We start from the raw sequence: 21,918 nt of genomic DNA on the forward strand, positions 1-21,918 counted from the left end.
TGGCTACGGTCGGGGCCCCAAAAGCTACGCGGCCTGATCGCTGGCAAATTGCAGCTTCGCGAGCCGGGCATAGAGCCCGCCTGCCTTTACCAGGGCGTCATGCGTGCCTTGTTCGGCAATCTTGCCTTCGTTGAGCACAATAATCCGGTCCGCCTTGCGCACAGTCGCCAGCCGGTGAGCAATGACCAATGTCGTGCGGTCCGTCATTAGCTGATCAAGCGCCTGCTGCACCAATTGTTCGCTTTCCGCATCAAGCGCGCTGGTCGCCTCGTCAAGGAGCAGGATCGGCGCATCTCTCAGAAGAGCACGCGCAATCGCCAAACGCTGTTGCTGACCGCCGGATAGCTGCGTTCCGCCTTCACCCAGGTCCGTGTCGAGCCCTTTCGGTAGGTCGCGCAGGAACCCCACAGCATTGGCAGCGCTCGCCGCCTCCCAGATCGCCTCGTCATCGGCATCCCAGCGTCCATAGCGCAGATTGTCACGGGCATTGCCGCTGAACAGCACGCCGTCCTGCGGCACGAGTGCGAGGCGTTCGCGCAGGTCCGCCGGGTCCGCTTTCGTCAGAGGAATGCCGTCCAGGCGGATTGTGCCGGATTGCGGATCGTAAAACCGCTCAACGAGTTGGAAAATGGTCGACTTGCCCGCGCCTGATGGACCAACAATCGCGACTGTCTCGCCCGGCTCAACCTCCAACGTGAAGTCGTGCAGCGCGGCGACTTCCGGGCGGCTGGGATAGCGGAATGTCACATTGCGAAACGACAGATTGCCGCGCGGCGGGGTGGGCAGCGCCTGCGCGCGTTCTGGGCTGGAAATGGTGGGTTTTGCATCAAGCAATTCAGCGAGCCGGCTTGCCGCCCCGCTCCGCGCAATAGATCGCCATACACCTCTGTCAGGGCGCCAAATGCGCCCGCTACCAGGCCGCCAGTGATCACAAAAGCAAAGATCGTGCCGCCCGATATGGTGCCATCGCCAACCGCAATCGCCCCGCGCCACATCAACAAAGTGATCGCGCCGAAAATCAACATGATGATGACTGATGTCATCGCTGCGCGGATCATAATCCGGCGCTTGGCGGTGTTGAACGTCGCCTCCACCGCCTCGCCAAAACGGTCTGCCTCTCGCGCTTCCTGATTGAAGCTTTGCACGATTTTCATGCCCGCCAGCACTTCAGTCACCATCGCGCCAACATCTGCCACGCGGTCCTGGCTGGTGCGTGACACATTGCGTAGCCGCCGACCGAACACCGTGATCGGGATGATCACCGCCGGAATGACCAGCATCAGGCCCAATGTCATTTGCGGCTGCAGGTAAAACAACAGCGCCGTACCGCCAATCGCCATCAGCGTGTTGCGCAAAGCGATCGACACAGTCGTGCCGACCACCTGCTCAATCACCGCTGTATCCGACGTCATTCGGCTGGAGATTTCCTTGGGGCTGTTCGCTTCGTAAAAACTGGGCGCCTGACGCAGCAGATTGCGCTGCACCGCGCGGCGAATATCGGCCACCACGCGCTCACCGATCCAGCTAACGAAGTAGAACCTGAGCGCCGTGCCAATGCCCAGCACGACGACAATCATCAGCAGATATTGAAACGCAGAATTGATCTGCGCGCTGGTGGCCCCGCCGCTAAATGCCTCATCAATGATTACTTTGAAGCGCCATGGAATCGCCAACGTCGCCGCCGCTGTGATCAGTAATGCGATCAGCGCCAGCGCAACCTGAGTGGGGTATTGCGCAGCCGCGGAATAGATCATCCGCAGCGGGCGCAGCGATTTTGCGGGTTTTTCGGCAGTCTCACCGGCACCCTCCACCTCGGCCCCGCGCGCCTTGCGCCCGCGACCAAACAGTCCGCGCCTTTGCGGCGGCGTATCGTCTGCTTGTGTGAGATGCCCGTCCATCGAACCGCCCATCTAGGGACAAACCAGCGGGTTTTCACGTGTAAAATCGCATATTCCCACCGAAACAGCCCAAAACTGGTGGAATCGTAAAATATTGTGCATTGCACAATTGTTCATAAAGGCCCACCTATACCCGCCAAGCGCCCGGCGAAGAGGCGCCTTCTTGATACGGGCTTTGGCTCGATACGGGTTCCGGACGGCCCGGCGATCTCAGCAACGGAACTCGCGCAGAGCCACAACAGGGGAACGACTTGCTTTACCACGCCTATGAATTGCAGCGCAGCTGGATGAATTCGGTCAGCTCGCTGGCATCGATCAGCGCATCTATCCTGAACAATCCAGCCAACCCGCTGGGCAAGTTTGGCATGAGTTCAATGGCGGCCAATGCGTTGGATGTGTTCGCCCACGCCACTGCGCCTTACGGAAAGCCTGCCTTTGGCATCACCGAGATCGACATCGATGGCAAAATCTATCCGGTGATCGAGGCAACGGTTGTCAACCGCCCGTTTGGTGATCTCAAGCGCTTCCGTTTGGACGGCGTTGATGATGCCAAGACGAAAAAGCGCCCCAAAATGCTGATCGTTGCCCCGATGAGCGGGCATTATGCAACTCTGCTGCGCGGCACATTGGAGCGGATGCTGCAAAAATTTGAGGTCTACATCACCGATTGGGCCGATGCCGCGACAGTGCCCATGCACGAGGGGAATTTCGACCTCGACGATTATATCGACTATTTGATGGAATTCCTCGAATATATCGAGGGCCAGCAGCCAGGCCAGCGCCCTCATATGCTGGCGGTGTGTCAGCCATCGGTACCAGCCTTTGCCGCCACTGCGCTGCTTAACCAGCACAAATCGCCCGCCGCGCCCGCAACGCTCACCATGATGGGCGGACCGATCGATACCCGCGAAAGCCCGACTACGGTCAACGATCACGCGATGAACCGCCCAATTGAGTGGTTCCGCCAATCCGTCATCACCACCGTACCGATGAATTATCGCGGCGCCGGACGTAAGGTCTATCCCGGCTTTATGCAGCTGTCCGCCTTCATGAGCATGAACCTGCAAAGCCACATGATGAGCCATTACGAGATGTTCAAACATCTGACCGCCGGCGACGATGCGAGCGCGCAGGCGACCAAGGATTTCTACGACGAATATCGCGCCGTGTGCGATATGACGGCGGAGTTTTACCTCCAGACGGTCGAGGAAGTGTTCCAGAAGCACTCGATCCCCAACGGCACGTTTGAGCATAAGGGCGAGGTGGTCGACCTAACCCAGATTACGGGCACCGCCCTGCTAGCCATCGAAGGCGAACGCGATGACATTTCAGGGATCGGCCAGACCAAGGCCGCGCTGAAACTCGCGACCGGCCTATCCGAGAAGAAGAAGCGCTACTACATGGCCGAGGGCGCCGGACATTACGGCATCTTCAACGGCAGCCGCTGGCGGACCAAGGTGGCGCCGGTGGTGGAAGAGTTTGTGGCTGCGCATAGTTTACAATCATCGTAGTCCAAAAGCTGACATTAAGTCGCTTGGTCATTATTGAAGGTCCATGGAAAGGACTGACTGCTTTTACGATTCTGGACGAAGGCCAGAGACATACACTCCTGACGACCTAGGCATCAATGACCTTCCAGCGCTTGGTGGAGGTAATGGCCCACTAGGACTATCAGTGCTTCAACGCTATCGTTATTGCACTAGACTCTTTGGTGATTTGATCGCGGCAGATACTGACTTTCGCAACCCGGCATTCCAGTCTTGGGGGCTGAATCGCTCTGCAGACCTGAACTGTCTATGTCAAAGCCGAACAAGTTCTATGAATATAGCTTCCTAACAGAGAGCTTCGTTTTTCAGCTACGCCGTACCATTGATACCCTAGTTCAATTAGCCAACTGGATGGAGCTATCAAGCAAGTCCGTCGGGCCTTTGAACCCCCTTGTCCTTGAAACTTCTAGCATTGCAGATTTACTCAAGCCGGGCGGACAAGCGAAACCTATCTTTCCTGTCATTATGGGTGATAATGAAAAACTTGAGAGCGACCCTACGAAATTCGCAGAAACGGTGAACGATCTCTTTAATGCCATGAAGCATCATGCGGCGCATGAAGAGGCGCACACGCTACAGACTTTGGAGCCAACGCCCATCATCACCTCATTCTATGTGAAGAACAACGACCTCAATAACGGAATGGTCTTCCACAACCACTACGCCATCCAACTAATGATGGGGTATCAGGATTGGGTAAAGCGCGTTCTAAGAAATTTGCGGGTGTGGCACCCCCAAACGCTAAAATCAGTCTAGCTGGTCGCTGACGCGGGTCACCCCTCAACCTTCGGCGTTCGGAAAAACAGTCGTTTGATAACTCGCCGCGCCCACAGCAGCAGCAGGACGACCAGCACCAGCAGGACCAGCGCAATTCCGCCCGCCACCAGTGGATATTCGTAGGCGACATAGAGCAGGCCTACGGTCGCGACGTCCTCTGCGCTGGAGGCCATCACATTGCTGACCGGTTCTGGCGAAGTGTTGACCACGGCGCGCGCGCTCGCTTTGCCACCATGCGCCAGAAAACTCGCTCCGCCGCCAAGCAAAAACGCAACCACCTGCATCGCCGGGTCCGAGGGATCAACGATCGCCAGCGCCAGCAAGGCCCCGCCAACCGGGCGCACCAAAGTGTGGACCGTATCCCATATGCTATCGAGCCACATCACCTTGTCGGCGAAGAACTCCGCCAGCGCGCCGAGCGCGGCAATGCCCATCACCCATGGGTTTTCGAGTACGCCCAGGCTGGCGAGATGCTCTGGGATTGGAATCGCATCGAGCCGCATCGCAAGACCCGTTGCAAACACACACAAATACAACCGCCAGCCGCTGAGCAGACTGACACTTCCCGCAATCCCGATGATTTCCATTATGCCCATGGGACGAGTGTAGCCCTAAATGCCCAGAAAGAAAAAGGCGGTGCAGGATCGCTCCCACACCGCCTCACAATCTTGCCTTTGGGCCTAGCCACCCGCGCCCTCCACCCTTCCACCCGGATTATCACACCGGGTTAGTATCCGGGTGGGAGGGTGGAGGGCGAGGATGGCTAGGAAACGGGGAAGCCGGATGGCCTCCCCGCTTCACAAATCAAAACACCTCGAACATACCAGCTGCGCCCATGCCGCCGCCGACGCACATGGTCACGACGACATACTTTGCGCCACGGCGCTTGCCTTCGATCAGGGCGTGTCCGGTGCAGCGTGCGCCGGTCATGCCGTATGGGTGACCGATCGAGATTGAGCCGCCGTTGACGTTCAAGATGTCGTTATCAATGCCGAGCTTGTCGCGGCAGTAGAGAACCTGGACGGCGAAGGCTTCGTTAAGCTCCCACAGACCAACGTCTTCCATCTTTATGCCGGTTTGCTTGAGCAGCTTCGGAATGGCGTAGACCGGGCCAATGCCCATTTCGTCTGGTTCTGTGCCCGCAACCGCCATACCGACATAGCGACCAAGCGGCTGGAGACCCTTTTGCTCCGCGAGCTTGGCTTCCATCAGGACGCTGGCCGACGATCCATCGGACAGCTGTGAAGCGTTACCAGCGGTGATAACCTTGTCCGGACCCATCACCGGGTTGAGGCCCGCCAGGCCCTCCAGCGTCGTCGAAGGGCGGTTGCCTTCATCCTTGGTGATCGTCACTTCCTGCTGCGAAACTTCACCGGTTTCCTTGTTCTTGACCATCATAGTGGTGGTCACCGGGACAATCTCGTCGTCGAACTTGCCCGCTTCCTGACCGGCGGCAGTGCGCATCTGCGATTGCAGCGCATATTCATCCTGCACTTCACGGCTGATGCCATAGCGTGCAGCAACCGTTTCCGCCGTTTGCAGCATCGGCATGTAGACATCTTTATGCATGGCAAGCAGCGATGGATCCATCTGCACGCGCATTTCCGGGGTCTGGACCATTGAGATCGATTCCTGACCGCCGCCGACAACGATATCCATATTATCGACCACGATCTGCTTCGCTGCGGTGCTGATCGCCATCAGGCCCGAAGAGCACTGGCGATCGATGGTCTGCGCCGCAACGGAAACCGGAGCGCCGCCGCGAAGTGCAACCTGGCGGCCGATATTACCCGCCTGCGTGCCCTGGGTGAGGACTGCACCCCAGACAACATCGTCGATTTCAGCGGCATCGATGCCGGCACGCTCTACTGCCGGGGCGAATGAAGCGGCACCAAGGGTGGCACCAGGGGTGGCGTTAAAACCGCCCTTATAAGCCCGGCCAATTGGGGTGCGGGCGGTGGAGACGATGACTGCGTCACGCATGGGAGATTCCTTTTTTATGTATGAGTCCCCGCGACGGCAGGAACCTCTTTGAGTTAGTGCTTCACGGAGGGAGAACCCTGCCTTCGCGGGGACTCACGGCTTCCTTAGACGAAGAACTGGGTGATCCACTCGCAGATCAGGGCAGGCTTTTCTTCGCCTTCGATCTCGATCGTAATCTCGCAGGTCTGTTGCCATTGGCCCGGGCGCTTTTCGATCATTTCGGTCAGTTTCCAATGGCCGCGAATGCGCTTGCCAGAGCGGACCGGAGCGATGAAGCGGGTTTTGTTGCCGCCATAGTTCACGCCCATCTTCACGCCTTCAATCTTGGGCATGTCAGAATTGGCGGACAGGTACGGGATCATCGACAAGGTTAGAAAGCCATGCGCGATGGTGCCGCCAAACGGCGTCATCTTGGCGGCTTCTTCGTTAATGTGAATGAATTGGTGGTCGCCGGTCGCGTCAGCAAACTGGTTGATGCGTTCCTGGCTCATTTCGGCCCATTCGCTGGTGCCGAGAGTTTCGCCGACCTTTGCGGCCAGATCTTGGGGGGTCATGATCGTGTCTCCTGCCAAAATTACGCGCTTCTGGCCCGAATCTGGGCGCGGCGCTTAGGCGGAGTAATGGCGCATCATAGGCTCAAGCGCAATGAGGTTTCCGTAAACGTCAACTTGCCGTTACGGCATTGGCGCTAGCCGCCGCGGCTTGCCCACTTCCGCGCGCTTTGCGACGCGCGTTGGCACCGACATGACCCGACTTTTCCGGGCCATTCTTGAAACGTTTCGAATCAAGCCTGCGGCAATAGGAATAGAGGGCAATCTGCAGGCCAATCAGCTTATAGAACATCGGCTGGTAAGCGATCCCCTGGAACAGCGCGCCAGTTAGGTAGATCAGGCTGGCCAGTTGCAGAGCGACGGCCAGGGGCGCAATCCATCCCTCTCGCTCGCTCGTCTGGTCTTTCCAGCGGCTGCGAATGCGCTCCATCTGCCAGACGCCCAACCCTTGCAGCCACAGCCAGATCGCAAGGCCTGGCCAACCTTGTTCACCCAGCAGCTCAAAGATTGAGGAGTGGAACGCGCGCGCCTCGTCTGTCACATCGCGGTATTCGACCGAAGTCGTATTGCCGACCTCTTCGCGCACGGGCAGTTCGTAAGTGAAGGAATTGCCGAGGTAGGAATCAAACCCCCCACCAAACGGCTTTTTCGAGGCGTATTCATAAGTCCAGGTCCACACCGCCACACGGGTAGAGGCGCTTTCATCCCCGCCCGGTTGAGCGATAGTGGCCATGCGCTCGTAATAGCTTTGCGGCAGAAACGGCAGTGCGATAATGCCCAGCACCCCGCCAGCAGCCATAAACAGCACGCGCCGTTTGACATAGCGCAGCAGCAGCAAGCCCAGCACAGCGATACAGACCAGGCCGGTGCGCGCTTCTGTACCGATCGGCACCAGCAATGAGGCAAAGGTGAGCGCCACGGCAAATACATTGGCCGACCAATGTTTGGGCAGGATCGTGCCAAACCGCACAAGCCACCAGATCAGCGGGATCAGGCCGATCGCAACCGTCGCCAAGGTCGAGCTTTCGTAGAGGCCGCTGTTGTCATCGACGAAGAAATTGAGGTTCTCATAACCCCCGCCGCCCAGCACAGTTTTCATCCCCGTGCCGATCACAATGGTCGCAACCGACAGGACGATCACCAGAGCTAGCGCCTCCAACCGCAATCGCGTGGTGATGGTCAGCGGCATAAAGATCGCAAACAGTAACGCCTTCCACACCCATTCCCATTTGGTCTGCGCAGCCTCAGGGAAATCGGCGTTTTGCGTCGTCCACCAGCAATAGATAAGCAGCGCCAGCATCAACGCCTGACGCAGGGAAAAGCGCGCGCCCTCCTTACGATCGAGCAGCAACCAGCCGCCAAATGCCGCGCCAAAGGCGATGAAGGACACCGGAATTGAGGTGATGATCGAATAGCCGATCCGCTGCGGCGCAAGAATGTCGATATAGACATAGAGCAGCACCCACAAATAGGGGCGCCTGAGGCCAAGCAGCAGGACAAAGCCGATAAAGGCGATGAAGATGAGATCGAGCATTAGGTCGCCGTCTCATCTGGTGCAGACGGGATAGAATTGAGCGTTTCACCGCGCGCGGCCTGTTTGCGGGCCGCCAGCGCGTCTTTGCGCCGCTGTTCCTCAGCCGCCTGATTGTCCGCAATCGCCGGATCCACGTCCAGATCATCGCGCCACACCAAGCGCAGCAGCACAATGGCTAGCAAGCCATGGCCGAGTGCAAGGGCGAAATAATCGATCATTCTACGCGTGGTTCCCGCATGATTTATGGCAGGCACAATCACCCGCATATCAGGCGCTCTAACCAAACGCAGTTGACGTCCCGTTAAGGACAATCAGGCATAGCATCCTTATTATGCGCGTCCTTCACGTTCTCGACCATTCACTGCCGCTGCATTCCGGCTACACCTTTCGCACCCGCGCCATCCTAAAGGCGCAGGTCGCGATGGGAATCGAAGTGCGCGGGATCACGGGCCTGCGCCACAGTGATGAGGGCGCTCTCAGCGATCCAGAAGTGGTCGATGGCCTGGCCTTTCACCGCAGCACTGGGATGGCTGGCGGCCCTCCGGTGATCAATGAAATCCGCGAGATGACGCATTTGTCGCTCTCGATTCAGGAACTCGCCAAGGACTGGCGACCCGACATCATCCATGCCCATTCCCCGGCGCTTTGCGGGGGTGCGGCGTGGCGTGCGTCTCGCGCGCTTGACGTCCCGTTCGTCTATGAAATCCGCGCCTTTTGGGAAGACGCAGCGGTTGGCAATGGCACGGGACGCGAGGGATCGACCAAATACCGCATGACCCGCGCGCTAGAAACACAAATCGTCCGCCGCGCCGATGCGGTCTTCACCATTTGTGATGGTCTGCGCAGCGATCTGGTGCGGCGCGGGATCAATCCGGGCAAGCTTGGGATTATGCGCAATGGCGTGGATATGGCCATGTTTGGCGATCCGCCGCCGCGCGATGAGCGACTTGCGAGCAAGCTCAATATCGAGGCTGATACGCCGGTAATCGGCTTTATCGGCAGCTTCTATGCCTATGAGGGGCTGGACGATCTGATCGCCGCCATGCCCCGCCTGCGAGAGCAGCACCAGGGCACCAGGCTGCTGCTGGTGGGCGGAGGCGAAATGGAGGCTGAGTGGCGCGAGCAGGCCGCAAACCTGCCCGATCCCGATGCCGTAATCTTCACCGGGCGGGTGCCGCATTCTGAGGTTGAGCGTTACTATTCGTTGATCGATGTGCTGGCCTATCCGCGCAAGCACAGCCGCCTCACTGATCTTGTCACCCCGCTGAAACCGCTGGAGGCCATGGCGCAGCAGCGCATTGTCGCCGGGTCCGATGTTGGCGGCCACCGCGAGCTGATCACACACAATGAAACGGGTTTTCTCTTCCCGCCAGACGATCCCGCCGCCTGCGCCGATGCGCTCGCCAATATGCTGAGCGCGCGCGAACGCTGGGACGGGGTGCGTATGCGCGGATTGGAGCATGTTCGCCGCAGCCACGACTGGGCGCAAAACGCCAAACGTTATCGGGACGTTTACCAAAGCTTGCTAGCCACCTGGGAAGCAATGCCAAACGCCATAGACGGCGTGGGCGCGAATAAACTTGGGGCGAATGGGTAAAATGGGCTTTCGCGAAGAATTGCACAGCAAGAGAGAAGCCGCGCGTGAGCGCGCCGAGCTAGCGGCTGAGGATGCTCACCGCGAGGGGCAATCCCTGTTTGAGCGGTTGAAATCCAAAGGTCGCACAAAGGTTGGACCTGCGAAAAAGCGGCGGGCCTCGAAGGTTTCGATCGCTGCGCATAAGGCGTTTGTACCGCTGCTCGCGGGATGGGGCGCAGCCTTGGCAGGTTTGACAGTCGCCATTCTACCCGCACCGACCATCACCGCCATCATGCACACCGCTCAACTGACCGTTTTGGGCGGCGCGGGCCGGATCGTGCTCGCACTGCTTGCGGCTCTCTTTGGCGGATTGATCGCCTTTGCGATTGCCCGTGTCTGGAGCAATTCGGCATCGTCACACCGCTTTAGCAACACAGCCGGGCTAGACAGCGAATACAACCAGCTACGCCCGATTGATCCGAGCGCAGAGCTGGGCAGTGAAAGCCTCGATTCGCCGATTGATCCAGAACTCACAGCTGATTTTGCCGCCGAACTCGCTGACGAGAATGCAGAATTGGTCGAGGCAGAAGAGTTTGAGCACGAGCTTACCGAGCCAGAATTTGAGAAAGAGTCATTCGAAGCAGAAGTTGAAGCCCTAGCTGAAGAATTCGCAGACGAACCAACCGACGCCGCCCTCGACGAGCCGCTTGATTTAGGTATGATCGCCGAGGTTCTGCCAGAGGATGAATTGGTGCTCGACACCGAGGCTCCCGAGCCAGAAGTGCACGTCGAAGAACCCGAGCAAGCGTTGGAATCTGCGCCGCCCCTGCCCGAGGACGCACCAGATTTCCTACGCGGTGCCGCGCTCGATAGCCTGCGCCAGATCCCCAAGGACGAACTCAGCCTGATGCAGATGGTTGAGCGCTTTGCCGCTGCGCTGCATGCGCACCAGGCGATCCACGGCGAAGGCGCTCAGCCGCGCCGCGATGCTGCTCTTGCCGAGGCCTTGCGCGCATTGTCTCTCTTCACCGAAGGCGAGGCCAAGATGGCGCAAATCCCAGCAGCCGCTGCGGTGGCCGATGGATCAAGCCTCGAAGGCACGGCCGCACTTGGCGCGAGTGGCTTTTCTGAGCGTGCTCAGCAGACCGAGCGCGAATTGCGCGATGCTCTGGCGAAATTGCAGAAGCTCAGCGGAGCTGCTTAATTTTCTGGCGCCTCAAGCGCCGGCGTTCACTTCCGTTCACTTGGCTATCCTCGCTCACGCGACCTAACGGTCGCATCGCTGCGGGCGGGCATGCGCCCCCTTCGGCTGGCTGGACACGCCAGCCGCTCAGGACAAGCTTGCGACGCCTGCGGCGTCGAACCAGCACAATCTAGATGGCTTGGCGGCGGAGCTCGGTCGGCGATTAGCTGACCGCAAGGCCCTTGCGGCCGCCCGCAGGACCGGTAGGTCCGAGGATATCGCGAGCGCGGATGCGCTTGCGGAACATGAGAATGCCGCAACAAACCCCCCACTTACTTGAGCGGTGCGCAATCGCGCTAAAGCTCAGGCATAGCTATGCGAAAGAATGCTACGTTCTTCGCGGTTGCAAAATCTCGATTCTGTCGGCAAAAGGCTCCCAAGCGATGCGGATCGCGCCCCTTGAGGGTCATTCCGCGTGCATTTCTGCCGGCCACAAGCCCACCGGGCCTGTCGCCAGTGCCGGCATCTGACAGAATGGATATTTCGATGGGACAGCCCGCGGCCCAAGGCCTTTATGACGCTCGAAACGAACACGATGCCTGCGGTGTCGGCATGGTCGCGCATATTAAAGGCGAAAAGAGCCACTCCATCATTGAGCAATCGCTCGAAATTCTGAACCGCATCGACCACCGCGGCGCCGTGGGCGCAGACCCTCTGCTGGGCGATGGCGCTGGTATTTTGCTTCAGATTCCAGACCCTTTGTTCCGCAATTGGGCAGCAGAAGCCGGCCATGATCTGCCCGCAGCGGGCGATTATGCGGTGGCGATGTGCTTCATGCCTCAGGACGCCGCGGCCCGCGCATTCGTAACCGAGCAATTTGAGAAATTCACTGCCAAGGAAAGCCAGCGTTTTGTTGGCTGGCGCGATGTCCCAACCACGCTCGATGGCCTGGGCAAAGCGGTGATCGATTCGATGCCTGTGATCCAGCAGGCGGTGATCGCGCGCGGCGAAAACTGCGCCGATCAAGACGCGTTTGAGCGTAAGCTGCTGGTGATTCGCAAGCAGGTGCAAAATCCACTCGCCAAACTGGCCGAAAAGCATGACCTGCCCGGCCTGACCCAGCTTTATCTGCCCAGCTTTTCCAGCCGCACCATCGTCTATAAGGGCCTGCTGCTGTGCGATCAGGTTGGCAGCTTCTTCAACGATCTGCGCGATCCGGCCTGTGTTTCCGCGCTCGGCCTGGTGCACCAGCGCTTCTCGACCAACACGTTCCCCAGCTGGCGTCTGGCCCACCCGTTCCGTCTGATCGCGCATAATGGTGAGATCAACACGGTGCGCGGCAATGTGAACTGGATGAACGCCCGCCGTCGCACGATGGAAAGTGATCTGCTGGGCGTTGACCTCGATAAGATGTGGCCGATCATCCCGCACGGTCAATCTGACACGGCCTGCCTCGACAATGCGCTCGAGCTGCTGCTCGCCGGCGGATACAGCCTCGCCCACGCGATGATGATGCTGATCCCAGAGGCATGGTCCAAGAATGAGCTGATGGATCCAGACCAGCGCGCGTTCTACGAATATCACGCCGCACTGATGGAGCCATGGGATGGCCCCGCAGCGGTGGCCTTCACCGATGGCCGCCAAATCGGCGCGACGCTGGATCGCAACGGCCTGCGCCCAGCGCGTTTCTGCGTCACCAAAGACGACATCGTCTGCCTCGCCTCAGAAAGCGGCGTTTTGCCCTTCGCAGAGGAAGACATCACTCGCAAATGGCGCCTGCAACCGGGCAAGATGTTGCTGATCGACCTGGAGCAGGGCCGCATCATCGAAGATGACGAGCTGAAGGCTGATCTGGCGGGCGCAGAGCCCTATGCCGATTGGCTCAAAAAGGCTCAGTTCAAGCTGGAAGATATCGCCGATATCGAACCGGAACTGTCCGAAGTGGTTGAGCGCGATGAAGCCGATGGCAATTCGCTGCTGATACGCCAGCAGGCATTCGGCTACACTCAGGAGGACATCTCCCGCTTCCTCGAGCCTATGGCGGTGAACGGCGATGATCCGCTGGGATCGATGGGCACCGACACCCCGATTGCCGTGCTGTCGAACAAGTCGCGCCTGCTCTACGACTATTTCAAACAGAACTTTGCGCAGGTCACCAACCCGCCGATTGACCCAATCCGTGAAGAGCTGGTGATGAGCCTGCTGTCGATGATCGGCCCGCGCCCGAACCTGCTTGGCCGGGAGGCTGGCACGCATAAGCGGCTGGAGGTGGAACAGCCGATCCTCACCAATGATGATCTGGCCAAGATCCGCACGGTTGAAAATGCGCTGGACGGCGCGTTCCGCTGCGCCACGATCGATATGACCTGGGATGCTGAGGCAGGTGTCGAAGGCATTGAGCTGGCGATTAAGGAAATGTGCTGGGCAGCGACCGAGGCGGTGCTGCAAGACCACAACATCCTTGTACTGTCAGACCGTGCGCAAAATGCGGACCGCATTCCCATGCCTGCCCTGCTCGCGACCGCTGCGGTGCATCACCATCTGGTTCGCCAGGGCCTGCGGATGCAGACCGGCCTGGTCGTGGAAACCGGCGAAGCGCGCGAAGTGCACCATTTCTGCGTGCTCGCAGGATACGGCGCAGAGGCGATTAACCCCTACATGGCGTTTGAAACGCTGGAGGATATTCGCCGCAAGAAGCACCTGGAGCTGGACCCGCGCGAGGTTGAGCAAAACTACATCAAGGCAATCGGCAAAGGCATCCGCAAGGTCATGTCCAAAATGGGCATCTCGACCTATCAATCCTATTGCGGAGCCCAAATCTTTGACGCCGTTGGCCTGTCGACCAGCTTTGTCGAGAAATACTTCACCGGCACAGCGACCACCATCGAAGGCGTCGATCTGGCGCAGGTTGCCGAGGAAAGCGTGCGCCGCCACGCGCAGGCTTACGGTGACAATCCGATCTATGAGAGCATGCTCGATGTTGGCGGCATTTATCAATACCGCCTGCGCGGGGAAGAGCACGCCTGGACGCCAGAGAACGTTGCTGATCTTCAGCACGCCGTGCGCGGCAACAATCCTTCAAACTACGAAGAATTTGCCAAGAGCGTGAACAAGCAATCCGAACGCCTGCTGACCATTCGCGGGTTGATGGAATTCAAGAAAGCCGATGAGGCGATCCCGCTGGATGAGGTTGAGCCAGCATCGGAAATCGTCAAACGCTTCAGCACCGGCGCGATGAGCTTTGGCTCGATCAGCCACGAAGCGCATTCAACCCTGGCGGTCGCGATGAACCGCATTGGCGGGCGCTCCAACACCGGCGAAGGCGGCGAAGAACCGTTCCGTTTCAAGCCGCTGGATAATGGCGATTCCATGCGCAGCCGGATCAAGCAGGTGGCCTCGGGACGGTTTGGCGTCACGACGGAATATCTCGCCAACTCCGACGATATCCAGATCAAGATGGCGCAAGGCGCAAAGCCCGGCGAAGGCGGTCAGCTGCCCGGGCACAAGGTCGACAAGCGGATCGGCGCGGTGCGCCACTCGACACCGGGCGTTGGCCTGATCTCACCGCCGCCGCACCACGATATTTACTCGATCGAAGACCTCGCGCAGCTGATCCACGATTTGAAGAACGTGCAGCCATCGGCGCGCATCTCGGTAAAGCTCGTGTCCGAAGTGGGCGTGGGCACGGTCGCCGCTGGCGTGTCAAAAGCGCGCGCAGACCATGTCACCATCTCCGGCTATGACGGTGGGACTGGCGCATCTCCGCTGACCAGCTTGACCCACGCCGGCAGCCCATGGGAGATCGGCCTCGCCGAGACTCAGCAGACCCTGCTGCTCAACGATCTGCGCAGCCGCATTGCCGTGCAAGTCGACGGCGGCCTGCGCACCGGACGCGACGTCGCGATTGGGGCCTTGCTCGGCGCAGACGAGTTTGGCTTTGCCACCGCCCCGTTGATCGCGGCAGGCTGTATCATGATGCGCAAGTGCCACCTCAACACCTGCCCGGTTGGCGTCGCCACGCAGGATCCAGAGCTGCGCAAGCGCTTCACCGGCCAGCCAGAGCATGTCGTCAATTACATGTTCTTCGTCGCTGAAGAGCTGCGCCAAATCATGGCCGAAATGGGCTTCCGCACGGTCGATGAAATGGTTGGCCGCGCCGACCGTCTCGATATGAGCCGGATGCACCGCCATTGGAAGGCAAGCGGGATTGATCTGTCGCGCCTGCTGCACATGCCGGAGTTGCCGGAAGGCGCGCCGTTGCAGCACACCGAGGGCCAGGATCATGGCCTGAGCGGCGCGCTCGACAATGCGCTGATCGCGGATTGTACTGAGGCGATTCAGGCGAAGAAGCCGGTCCAACTGACGTACGAGATCGCCAATAAGAACCGCACCGCTGGCGCGATGCTAGCCGGCAAAATCGCGGCAACACATGGCCATGAAGGCCTGCCGCCAGAGACGATCCGCATCAATTTGAGCGGCGTCGCAGGCCAAAGCTTTGGCGCATGGCTGGCCCATGGCGTCACGCTTGATCTGTCGGGCGATGCCAATGATTATGTCGGCAAGGGTCTGTCTGGCGGGCGCATCATCGTACGTCAGCCTGATGCGGCAAGCCGCGACCCAAGCGAGAACATCATCGTCGGTAACACCGTGCTGTACGGCGCGATTGCGGGCGAGGCCTACTTTGGCGGTGTCGGTGGCGAGCGCTTTGCCGTACGCAATTCCGGCGCGATTGCCGTGGTCGAAGGCGCAGGGGACCACGCCTGCGAATATATGACCGGCGGCGTTGTTGTGGTGCTGGGCAAGACTGGCCGTAACTTTGCCGCTGGGATGAGCGGCGGCGTGGCCTACGTCTATGACCCGGATGGCACGTTCGAAAGCCTGGTGAACAAGGCGCAGGTCGACCTGCTGCCAATCTCTGCAGAGCCTGACGCCGAAGACGGCACCGGACGCCCGGCGCAGCGCGCCAGCTCTGTGCATGATTTCGGTATGGGCGACATGCTGCGCCACGATGCAGAGCGGCTCAAGATCCTGATCGAGCGCCATCAATTGCACACGGGCAGCACCAAGGCTGGCGAACTGCTTGGCAATTGGGAGCAATCACTGAGCCAGTTCGTCAAGGTAATGCCGAGGGATTATGCACGCGCACTAAAGGCTCTCGAAGCTGAGCGCGAAGAAGCCGCCTCGGTCGCAGCAGAATAGAAACAGAGTAGACACCATGGGCAAAGACACCGGATTCCTCGAAATCGAGCGGCGCGAGCGCGACTATCTCGACCCCAAGGAACGACTGAGCAATTACCGCGAATTCGTGGTTCAGCCCGATGATGCGACGCTGTCTAATCAGGCGGCGCGATGCATGGATTGCGGCATTCCCTATTGTCACAATGGCTGCCCAGTAAACAACATGATCCCGGACTGGAATCATCTCGTTTATGAGAACGACTGGAAGAACGCGCTTTCCGTTCTGCACTCGACCAACAATTTCCCGGAATTCACCGGCCGCATCTGCCCCGCCCCGTGCGAGGCGAGCTGCACGCTCAACATCGTCGACCAACCTGTGACGATCAAATCGATCGAATGCGCGATTGTCGATCGTGGGTGGAAAGAAGGCTGGATCGAGCCGCAAATGCCCACCCAAAAGACCGGCAAGACCGTCGCTGTAGTGGGATCCGGCCCTGCTGGCATGGCCTGCGCCCAGCAATTGGCGCGCGCTGGCCACACTGTCACCGTGTTTGAGAAAAGCGACCGGGTCGGCGGGCTGCTGCGCTATGGCATTCCTGACTTCAAAATGGAAAAACAGCTGATCAACCGCCGCTGCGTCCAGATGGAGGCCGAAGGGGTTGAGTTTAAAACCTCAAAAGAGGTCGGCGTTGACGTGTCGTTCCAGAGCCTCAATGAAAATTACGATGCGATTGTCCTGTCCGGCGGCAGCGAAGACGCCCGCGCGCTCTCCATTCCCGGTGCGGAAATGGACGGGGTGCGCCTGGCGATGGAATTCCTGACCCAGCAGAACAAGCGCAATGCCGGCGACGAAGAATTGCGCGCCGCCCCGCGCGGCAGCCTGCTCGCAACCGGCAAAGATGTGGTCGTAATCGGCGGCGGGGACACCGGCTCCGACTGCGTTGGCACCTCCAACCGGCAAGGCGCGAAAAGCGTGACCCAACTGGAAATCATGCCCAAGCCGCCTGAGAAGGAAGACAAGGCGCTGACCTGGCCCGATTGGCCGCTCAAGCTGCGCACCTCCTCCAGCCATGAAGAAGGCGCGAACCGCGATTGGGCAGTCCTGACCAAGCGTGTGGTTGGCGACGGCGAGAAAGTTACCGGCATTGAATGCGCGCGGGTCGAATGGGTTGACGGTCAGATGCGCGAAATCGTCGGCAGCGAGTTTACAATCCCGGCTGATTTGATCCTGCTCGCCATGGGCTTTGTCGGGCCGAAGAAAACCGGCCTGCTCGACCAGGCGGCGGTTGAATTGACGACGCGCGGCAATGTTGCAGCGAACGAAGATGACTACGCCACCAGCGTGGAGAAGGTCTATGCCTGCGGCGATATGCGGCGCGGACAGAGCCTGGTCGTCTGGGCCATCCGCGAAGGGCGGCAATGCGCGCGCAGCGTCGATGAAGCTCTGATGGGCGCAAGCTCTCTGCCACGCTAAGAGAAACGACAGTTTCTGTGACGCGCAAATTTCTCATCACCGGTTGCTCCGGTGGTGGGAAATCCACACTGCTCGCCATCTTGTCTGACCTCGGTTTTCCGGTCGTCGAGGAGGCCGGGAGGCGCGTTGTCGCTGAGCAAGAAGCTGCGGGCGGCTCCGCCTTTCCCTGGAGCGATATGGCCGCGTTTCTGCGCGAGGTCGAAACTATGGCAGCCGCTGATATCGCCAAAGCGGTGGACGCCCCCGGTCCGGTTTTCTTTGATCGCGGCCTACTCGACACCGTTGCCGCATACGAATTTCATCTGGGCGATCATGACGCCGCTCGGCGCACTCCATTTCGTGACCTGACGACCTACTATGCCAAGCAGGTTTTCATCGCCCCGCCATGGCCAGAGATTTACGTTAACGATGCTGTTCGTCAGCATGATTTTGAGCTGGCCGTGCGCGAATATGAATACACGCTCTCAATTCTGCCGCGCCTCGGATTCGAACCGGTGTTCCTGCCACTTTCAGAGCCACAGGAACGCGCACGATTTGTCCTAAGCCATATTGGCGAAGAATGGCCCCACCCTAACCTTGGTTGAAGTGCTGATCGATAGAACACTTTTTTCCGCAGTTCTGAGTGTCTAATCACGCTCGCAGTACCGGGCATTATTGCTAGTGTGTTCTATCAATTTCTTGACCGCCCAATCAATTGCGCCAATCAGCGGTTCTATTATTACACGACACCAAGTTTGAGCTAAGTGCTTGACCAGCCAGTTCTTGTAAGGCACCAAAGCATAATACGGTGGGAGAGAAGCGATTGCCTGCGCAATGGCGCGGTGCATTGCACAAGACACTATGCGGGTCGTACCGATAAGTTCGCACAAATTTCGATGCACGCGCCTCACCTTCATTGCTGCAGCAATGAGCGCAGGACTGTTTGCTGCCGCCCAGCCTGCGGTTGCTAAAACCACGCTTGAGGATGAATTTGACGCGGTGTTTGCTACGGCTGCAGCTCATTCGGAGCAGGCCGATCCAGTTCCCGAAACCATAGCCGCATCGCAGGATGCCGCAGCACCCAGGCCTCTGCCGGTGCTTGCCCCCGTCGCCGCGCCGCAGGCTCCACCGCCGTCCAAGCCGATCGAAACCAAGCTCGCCATCTCTCAATTCGTTGATGTCCCCGTCGCTGGCGATGCGCCCGGCACGGTGCGCTACAGTGGCCGGGCCGATGCCTATATCGACATCCAAGGCAGCGCCCTGGGCCTTGATGACAGCTGGACATTCACGCTGCGGCCCGAGTTCACTTGGGGTAAGGATTCCAACGGTGTGATCGGTCTGATCCCGAACAACACCGCCCTGTTTCGCGGCGAGGGTGCAGGCGATTTCGACATCTCGGCCAGCGTTTCCAAACGCTGGAAATCCGGCACCAAGCTGACCGTTGGCAAGGTCAATGTGCTGGACCTCGGCGGGAAGCTACCCGTGGTTGGCAGCAATGGGCACTATGGATTCCAGAACCTCAGTGTTGCCCTGCCGCCATCCGCAATCATCGCGAACACACTCACCGGCGCACTGCTGGAGGTGCCGACCGACAATGCGCTTTACCGTTTGTGGGTGTATGATCCGGATTCGCAGTTTGAACGGACCGGGTTTGAAACCGCCTTTGGCAGCGGAGTCGGATTTCTCGGCTCTGTCACAGTGCCGGTAAAGATTGGCGGCAAGCCGGGCTATTATGCGCTCAAACTGTCGGGCTCGACCCGTAATGATATAAATGCAGGGTCACTGCCAGCGGCATTGATCCCCGCGCCAGGATCCAGCTTTGGCAATACGCGCGGCGAGTTTGCCGCCGTGTTTGCCGGTTATCAATTCCTCGATGTCTATCCAGAGGCACCAGGCAAAGGCTGGGGCATTTTTGGCCAGGTGTATGGCTCGCTCGGCGATCCGACCTTCCTTGATTACAGCGGTTTTGTCGGCGTTTCCGGAAATCCGCGCGGCCGCCTGCAAGACCGATTTGGCGCGGCAGTGTTCCAATATTCCCTGACAGACGAGCTGGTGAGCGTGCTCGCCACGCGGCTCGGTCTGGAAGACGAGCGAGGCGTCGAACTGTTCTACACAGTGGGCGTCGCCAACAAATTCGAGGTTACCGCCAACGCCCAGCTTATAGACAGCGCAGTCGCAGCGCGCGATACAGGCGTGCTGTTGGGGATGAGGCTGAATGCGACCTTCTAAATTTGGTGGAATGGCAGTGCTGTCGATGTTGGCGCTGTCAGGCTGTGTGCAGGGAAGCCACGTCAAATCGGCAGACCGCAGCGCCAAGCCAGAACAGCTGATACCAGCGGTTGCTCCCCCAGCACGGCTCCCAAGATTGATTTCGTGGGACGTTATGACGGTGGATCTTTTGAGACTGCGATGGGCATGCTGATCAATGACGATGGCACATTCCATTGGGGCCTATCCGTCGGATCGCTAGACATGCGCGCGCGCGGGACGTGGGATCAGGAAGGCGAGGTGATCATCCTCACCTCCGCTCCCAAACCTGTTCCACCCGAGTTCAACTGGCTTGGTTCCGAAACATATCCCGGCGCGCCGATGGTGAAAGTGGTCTGGGCGAGCAATGCAGAACCCTTCCAATACGCCACCGTCCTGGTCGATTGCGCGGATGGCGCGCGCTTGATCGATCAGGTTCCCTCAGAAGGATGGTCGCCACCCGAAGGCGAATGCCCAAAACCCGTCTCGCTGAGGCTGGAAGAGGGCATCTATGATGTCCAATCACAGATCTATGATCTGAGTGAATTCGGCTGGACGCCGGGCAGCACCATCACCTTTACATTCAAGCGCAATGACCTGGGCGTAGCGGATTTCACAGGGATGATCGGCATCTTGGACGACAATGTCCTGAAATTCGCACCAAGCGCCGGATCGGATCCGCGGCTGGGACAGTTGGAATTGCTTAAGATACCGCCGCACCTTTACGACCCTGTGGTTCCTGCGGAACCTAAAGCGTCGCAAGAGGCTGAAACGCCCTAACCCTCACCACCCGCGCATTTCACGCAGGTTGGGACGCTCGGATCGTGGCGCAGGCGCGCCTCTGCAACATCCTCACCGCAGGTCGCGCAATACCCCCACTCATCCTCATCCAAGCGCTCTAGTGCCGAGGCAATGCGCATGCGTTCGCCCGCGCGGCGGCGCTCCTGTGCCTGAGCCATGGCCTGCTGCTGCATCGCATCCATCCGGCTTAGGCGTCCGACGCTGTCCTGTTGCAACGTCACGGGCGCGCGACCTTCAGCGCTGATCCGATCTTCTTCGGTAAGCTGTTCCTGCCGCGCGAGCAGAGCTTTACGCGCTTCATCGTGGGTCATGATCGGACTTTCCTACAGCGCGCGGTTTGAGGCAAGTTCGCGCGATGATTTACCCCGCTGTACCCTGCCGCAATTCCAACATTTCAAAAGTCACACTTTGTCACGCACAGATCGTAGCAAGCTGCTATAATTACTATTCTTTTCACCAAAAGTCACAGATTCGAAATTCGCATCTGTGTTCCAAGCCGCTACAGCGCCCAATCAATCGGTGTGAGGTCGTGGCTTTCAAGGAAGGTGTTGATTTGGCTGAAAGGTTTGGAGCCGAAGAACCCGCGATAGGCCGACAAGGGGCTGGGGTGCGGGCTGGTGAGCACCAGGTGATGCGCGCCGCCGCCAAGGGCCTTCACCCGGCCCGCCTTCTTCGCCGCATGGCTGCCCCACAGCACAAACACGCATGGGCTTCCGCGCTCCGCCACCGCCGCAACGCAGGCATCCGTAATCGCGTCCCACCCGCGCCCGGCATGGCTGCCCGCCTGCGCGGCCTCAACCGTCAGCGTGTTGTTGAGCAGCAGCACGCCTTGCCTGGCCCAGGGTGTGAGATTGCCGGTGGTGGGCGGCGGAATGCCCAGGTCGCTCTCCAGCTCCTTGAAGATGTTGGCGAGCGAGGGCGGAGCCTTCACTCCGTCTTGAACCGAGAACGACAGGCCATGCGCCTGGCCCGGCCCGTGATAGGGATCCTGACCCAGCACCACCACGCGCACATCCTCCAGCGGGGTTATCGCAAGCGCGGCGAGGCGCTGCCCACGCGGGGGATAGATGACCTTGCCCGCATCCTCCTGCGCACGCAGCCAACCACCAAGCCGCCGCGCCTCAGCGCTGGCCAGCACTGGCTCCAACGCGGCGCGCCAGCTTTCAGGGATCGGATCTCTGCTCATACAT

At 59.4% G+C, this 21,918-nt stretch carries 16 protein-coding genes and 1 pseudogene; 9 read left to right on the forward strand and 8 right to left on the reverse strand.

Features of this window, described 5'->3' with window-relative positions; all coding sequences use genetic code 11:
* Positions 1 to 24: 24 nt before the first annotated feature.
* Positions 25 to 1,754 (reverse strand): annotated as a pseudogene (locus AC0V6O_RS14485) (ABC transporter transmembrane domain-containing protein).
* Positions 1,755 to 2,149: 395 nt separating this feature from the next.
* On the opposite strand from AC0V6O_RS14485, the gene AC0V6O_RS14490 reads away from it, so the two are divergent.
* Both AC0V6O_RS14490 and AC0V6O_RS14495 read left to right on the forward strand, forming a co-directional pair.
* Positions 2,150 to 3,409 carry a polyhydroxyalkanoate depolymerase gene (locus tag AC0V6O_RS14490; protein ID WP_486145110.1) on the forward strand — a complete coding sequence of 420 codons (1,260 nt, stop codon included), beginning with the start codon at positions 2,150 to 2,152 and terminating at the stop codon, positions 3,407 to 3,409.
* 285 nt (positions 3,410 to 3,694) lie between these two features.
* Positions 3,695 to 4,201, forward strand: a complete 507-nt coding sequence (locus AC0V6O_RS14495; protein ID WP_486145112.1) for a hypothetical protein — start codon at positions 3,695 to 3,697, stop codon at positions 4,199 to 4,201.
* Between the two features lie 17 nt (positions 4,202 to 4,218).
* Here AC0V6O_RS14495 and AC0V6O_RS14500 read toward each other — a convergent pair whose 3' ends face one another.
* From AC0V6O_RS14500 to AC0V6O_RS14520, 5 genes are all read right to left on the reverse strand, one after another.
* Positions 4,219 to 4,818: a DUF4126 domain-containing protein gene (locus AC0V6O_RS14500; RefSeq protein ID WP_486145114.1), complete on the reverse strand. Its 600-nt coding sequence runs from the start codon at positions 4,816 to 4,818 to the stop codon at positions 4,219 to 4,221.
* Positions 4,819 to 5,026: 208 nt separating this feature from the next.
* Positions 5,027 to 6,205 carry an acetyl-CoA C-acyltransferase gene (locus AC0V6O_RS14505; protein WP_486145116.1) on the reverse strand — a complete coding sequence of 393 codons (1,179 nt, stop codon included), beginning with the start codon at positions 6,203 to 6,205 and terminating at the stop codon, positions 5,027 to 5,029.
* A 104-nt stretch (positions 6,206 to 6,309) separates the two neighbouring features.
* Complete coding sequence (locus tag AC0V6O_RS14510; RefSeq protein ID WP_472639996.1) at positions 6,310 to 6,759, reverse strand: MaoC family dehydratase; 450 nt, start codon at positions 6,757 to 6,759, stop codon at positions 6,310 to 6,312.
* A 109-nt stretch (positions 6,760 to 6,868) separates the two neighbouring features.
* The gene (locus AC0V6O_RS14515; RefSeq protein WP_486145118.1) at positions 6,869 to 8,290 is read right to left on the reverse strand and encodes a putative O-glycosylation ligase, exosortase A system-associated; all 1,422 of its coding nucleotides are present in this window, start codon (positions 8,288 to 8,290) and stop codon (positions 6,869 to 6,871) included.
* The gene (locus tag AC0V6O_RS14520; protein ID WP_486145120.1) at positions 8,290 to 8,508 is read right to left on the reverse strand and encodes a hypothetical protein; all 219 of its coding nucleotides are present in this window, start codon (positions 8,506 to 8,508) and stop codon (positions 8,290 to 8,292) included. Before AC0V6O_RS14520 ends, AC0V6O_RS14515 begins: the two co-directional genes overlap by 1 nt.
* Positions 8,509 to 8,621: 113 nt before the next feature.
* Here AC0V6O_RS14520 and AC0V6O_RS14525 point away from each other — a divergent pair, with 113 nt between their 5' ends.
* The 7 genes from AC0V6O_RS14525 (at position 8,622) to AC0V6O_RS14555 (ending at position 20,707) form a co-directional block, all read left to right on the forward strand.
* Positions 8,622 to 9,887, forward strand: a complete 1,266-nt coding sequence (locus tag AC0V6O_RS14525; protein ID WP_486145122.1) for a TIGR04063 family PEP-CTERM/XrtA system glycosyltransferase — start codon at positions 8,622 to 8,624, stop codon at positions 9,885 to 9,887.
* Complete coding sequence (locus AC0V6O_RS14530) at positions 9,880 to 11,070, forward strand: hypothetical protein (RefSeq protein ID WP_486145124.1); 1,191 nt, start codon at positions 9,880 to 9,882, stop codon at positions 11,068 to 11,070. The genes AC0V6O_RS14525 and AC0V6O_RS14530 overlap by 8 nt, the downstream gene beginning before the upstream one ends.
* A gap of 525 nt (positions 11,071 to 11,595) precedes the next feature.
* Positions 11,596 to 16,248: a glutamate synthase large subunit gene (gene gltB, locus AC0V6O_RS14535; protein WP_486145126.1), complete on the forward strand. Its 4,653-nt coding sequence runs from the start codon at positions 11,596 to 11,598 to the stop codon at positions 16,246 to 16,248.
* A 16-nt stretch (positions 16,249 to 16,264) separates the two neighbouring features.
* Positions 16,265 to 17,701, forward strand: coding sequence for a glutamate synthase subunit beta (locus AC0V6O_RS14540; RefSeq protein ID WP_486145128.1), 1,437 nt, complete (start codon positions 16,265 to 16,267; stop codon positions 17,699 to 17,701).
* A gap of 17 nt (positions 17,702 to 17,718) precedes the next feature.
* Positions 17,719 to 18,285 carry an AAA family ATPase gene (locus tag AC0V6O_RS14545; protein WP_486145130.1) on the forward strand — a complete coding sequence of 189 codons (567 nt, stop codon included), beginning with the start codon at positions 17,719 to 17,721 and terminating at the stop codon, positions 18,283 to 18,285.
* 322 nt (positions 18,286 to 18,607) lie between these two features.
* The gene (locus AC0V6O_RS14550; protein ID WP_486145132.1) at positions 18,608 to 19,909 is read left to right on the forward strand and encodes a carbohydrate porin; all 1,302 of its coding nucleotides are present in this window, start codon (positions 18,608 to 18,610) and stop codon (positions 19,907 to 19,909) included.
* Between the two features lie 144 nt (positions 19,910 to 20,053).
* Positions 20,054 to 20,707: a hypothetical protein gene (locus AC0V6O_RS14555; RefSeq protein WP_486145134.1), complete on the forward strand. Its 654-nt coding sequence runs from the start codon at positions 20,054 to 20,056 to the stop codon at positions 20,705 to 20,707.
* Here the strand turns inward: AC0V6O_RS14555 and AC0V6O_RS14560 are convergent.
* Together AC0V6O_RS14560 and ung are read right to left on the reverse strand one after the other, a co-directional pair.
* A complete protein-coding gene (locus tag AC0V6O_RS14560; protein ID WP_486145136.1) occupies positions 20,704 to 21,039 on the reverse strand; it encodes a TraR/DksA family transcriptional regulator in 336 nt (111 codons plus the stop codon). The two genes, AC0V6O_RS14555 and AC0V6O_RS14560, sit on opposite strands and share 4 nt — an antisense overlap.
* A 188-nt stretch (positions 21,040 to 21,227) precedes the next feature.
* Complete coding sequence (ung, locus tag AC0V6O_RS14565) at positions 21,228 to 21,914, reverse strand: uracil-DNA glycosylase (protein WP_486145138.1); 687 nt, start codon at positions 21,912 to 21,914, stop codon at positions 21,228 to 21,230.
* Positions 21,915 to 21,918 lie beyond the last annotated feature (4 nt).

The sequence above is a fragment of the Erythrobacter sp. JB2-19 genome (genome assembly GCF_057365005.1).

Coding starts and splice junctions, on each gene's coding strand:
- AC0V6O_RS14495 (WP_486145112.1), top strand. CDS start 3,695: ATGTCAAAGCCGAACAAGTTCTATGAATATAGCTTCCTAACAGAGAGC.
- AC0V6O_RS14500 (WP_486145114.1), bottom strand. CDS start 4,818: ATGGGCATAATGGAAATCATCGGGATTGCGGGAAGTGTCAGTCTGCTC.
- AC0V6O_RS14505 (WP_486145116.1), bottom strand. CDS start 6,205: ATGCGTGACGCAGTCATCGTCTCCACCGCCCGCACCCCAATTGGCCGG.
- AC0V6O_RS14510 (WP_472639996.1), bottom strand. CDS start 6,759: ATGACCCCCCAAGATCTGGCCGCAAAGGTCGGCGAAACTCTCGGCACC.
- AC0V6O_RS14515 (WP_486145118.1), bottom strand. CDS start 8,290: ATGCTCGATCTCATCTTCATCGCCTTTATCGGCTTTGTCCTGCTGCTT.
- AC0V6O_RS14520 (WP_486145120.1), bottom strand. CDS start 8,508: ATGATCGATTATTTCGCCCTTGCACTCGGCCATGGCTTGCTAGCCATT.
- AC0V6O_RS14525 (WP_486145122.1), top strand. CDS start 8,622: ATGCGCGTCCTTCACGTTCTCGACCATTCACTGCCGCTGCATTCCGGC.
- AC0V6O_RS14530 (WP_486145124.1), top strand. CDS start 9,880: ATGGGTAAAATGGGCTTTCGCGAAGAATTGCACAGCAAGAGAGAAGCC.
- gltB (WP_486145126.1), top strand. CDS start 11,596: ATGGGACAGCCCGCGGCCCAAGGCCTTTATGACGCTCGAAACGAACAC.
- AC0V6O_RS14540 (WP_486145128.1), top strand. CDS start 16,265: ATGGGCAAAGACACCGGATTCCTCGAAATCGAGCGGCGCGAGCGCGAC.
- AC0V6O_RS14550 (WP_486145132.1), top strand. CDS start 18,608: ATGAGCGCAGGACTGTTTGCTGCCGCCCAGCCTGCGGTTGCTAAAACC.
- AC0V6O_RS14560 (WP_486145136.1), bottom strand. CDS start 21,039: ATGACCCACGATGAAGCGCGTAAAGCTCTGCTCGCGCGGCAGGAACAG.
- ung (WP_486145138.1), bottom strand. CDS start 21,914: ATGAGCAGAGATCCGATCCCTGAAAGCTGGCGCGCCGCGTTGGAGCCA.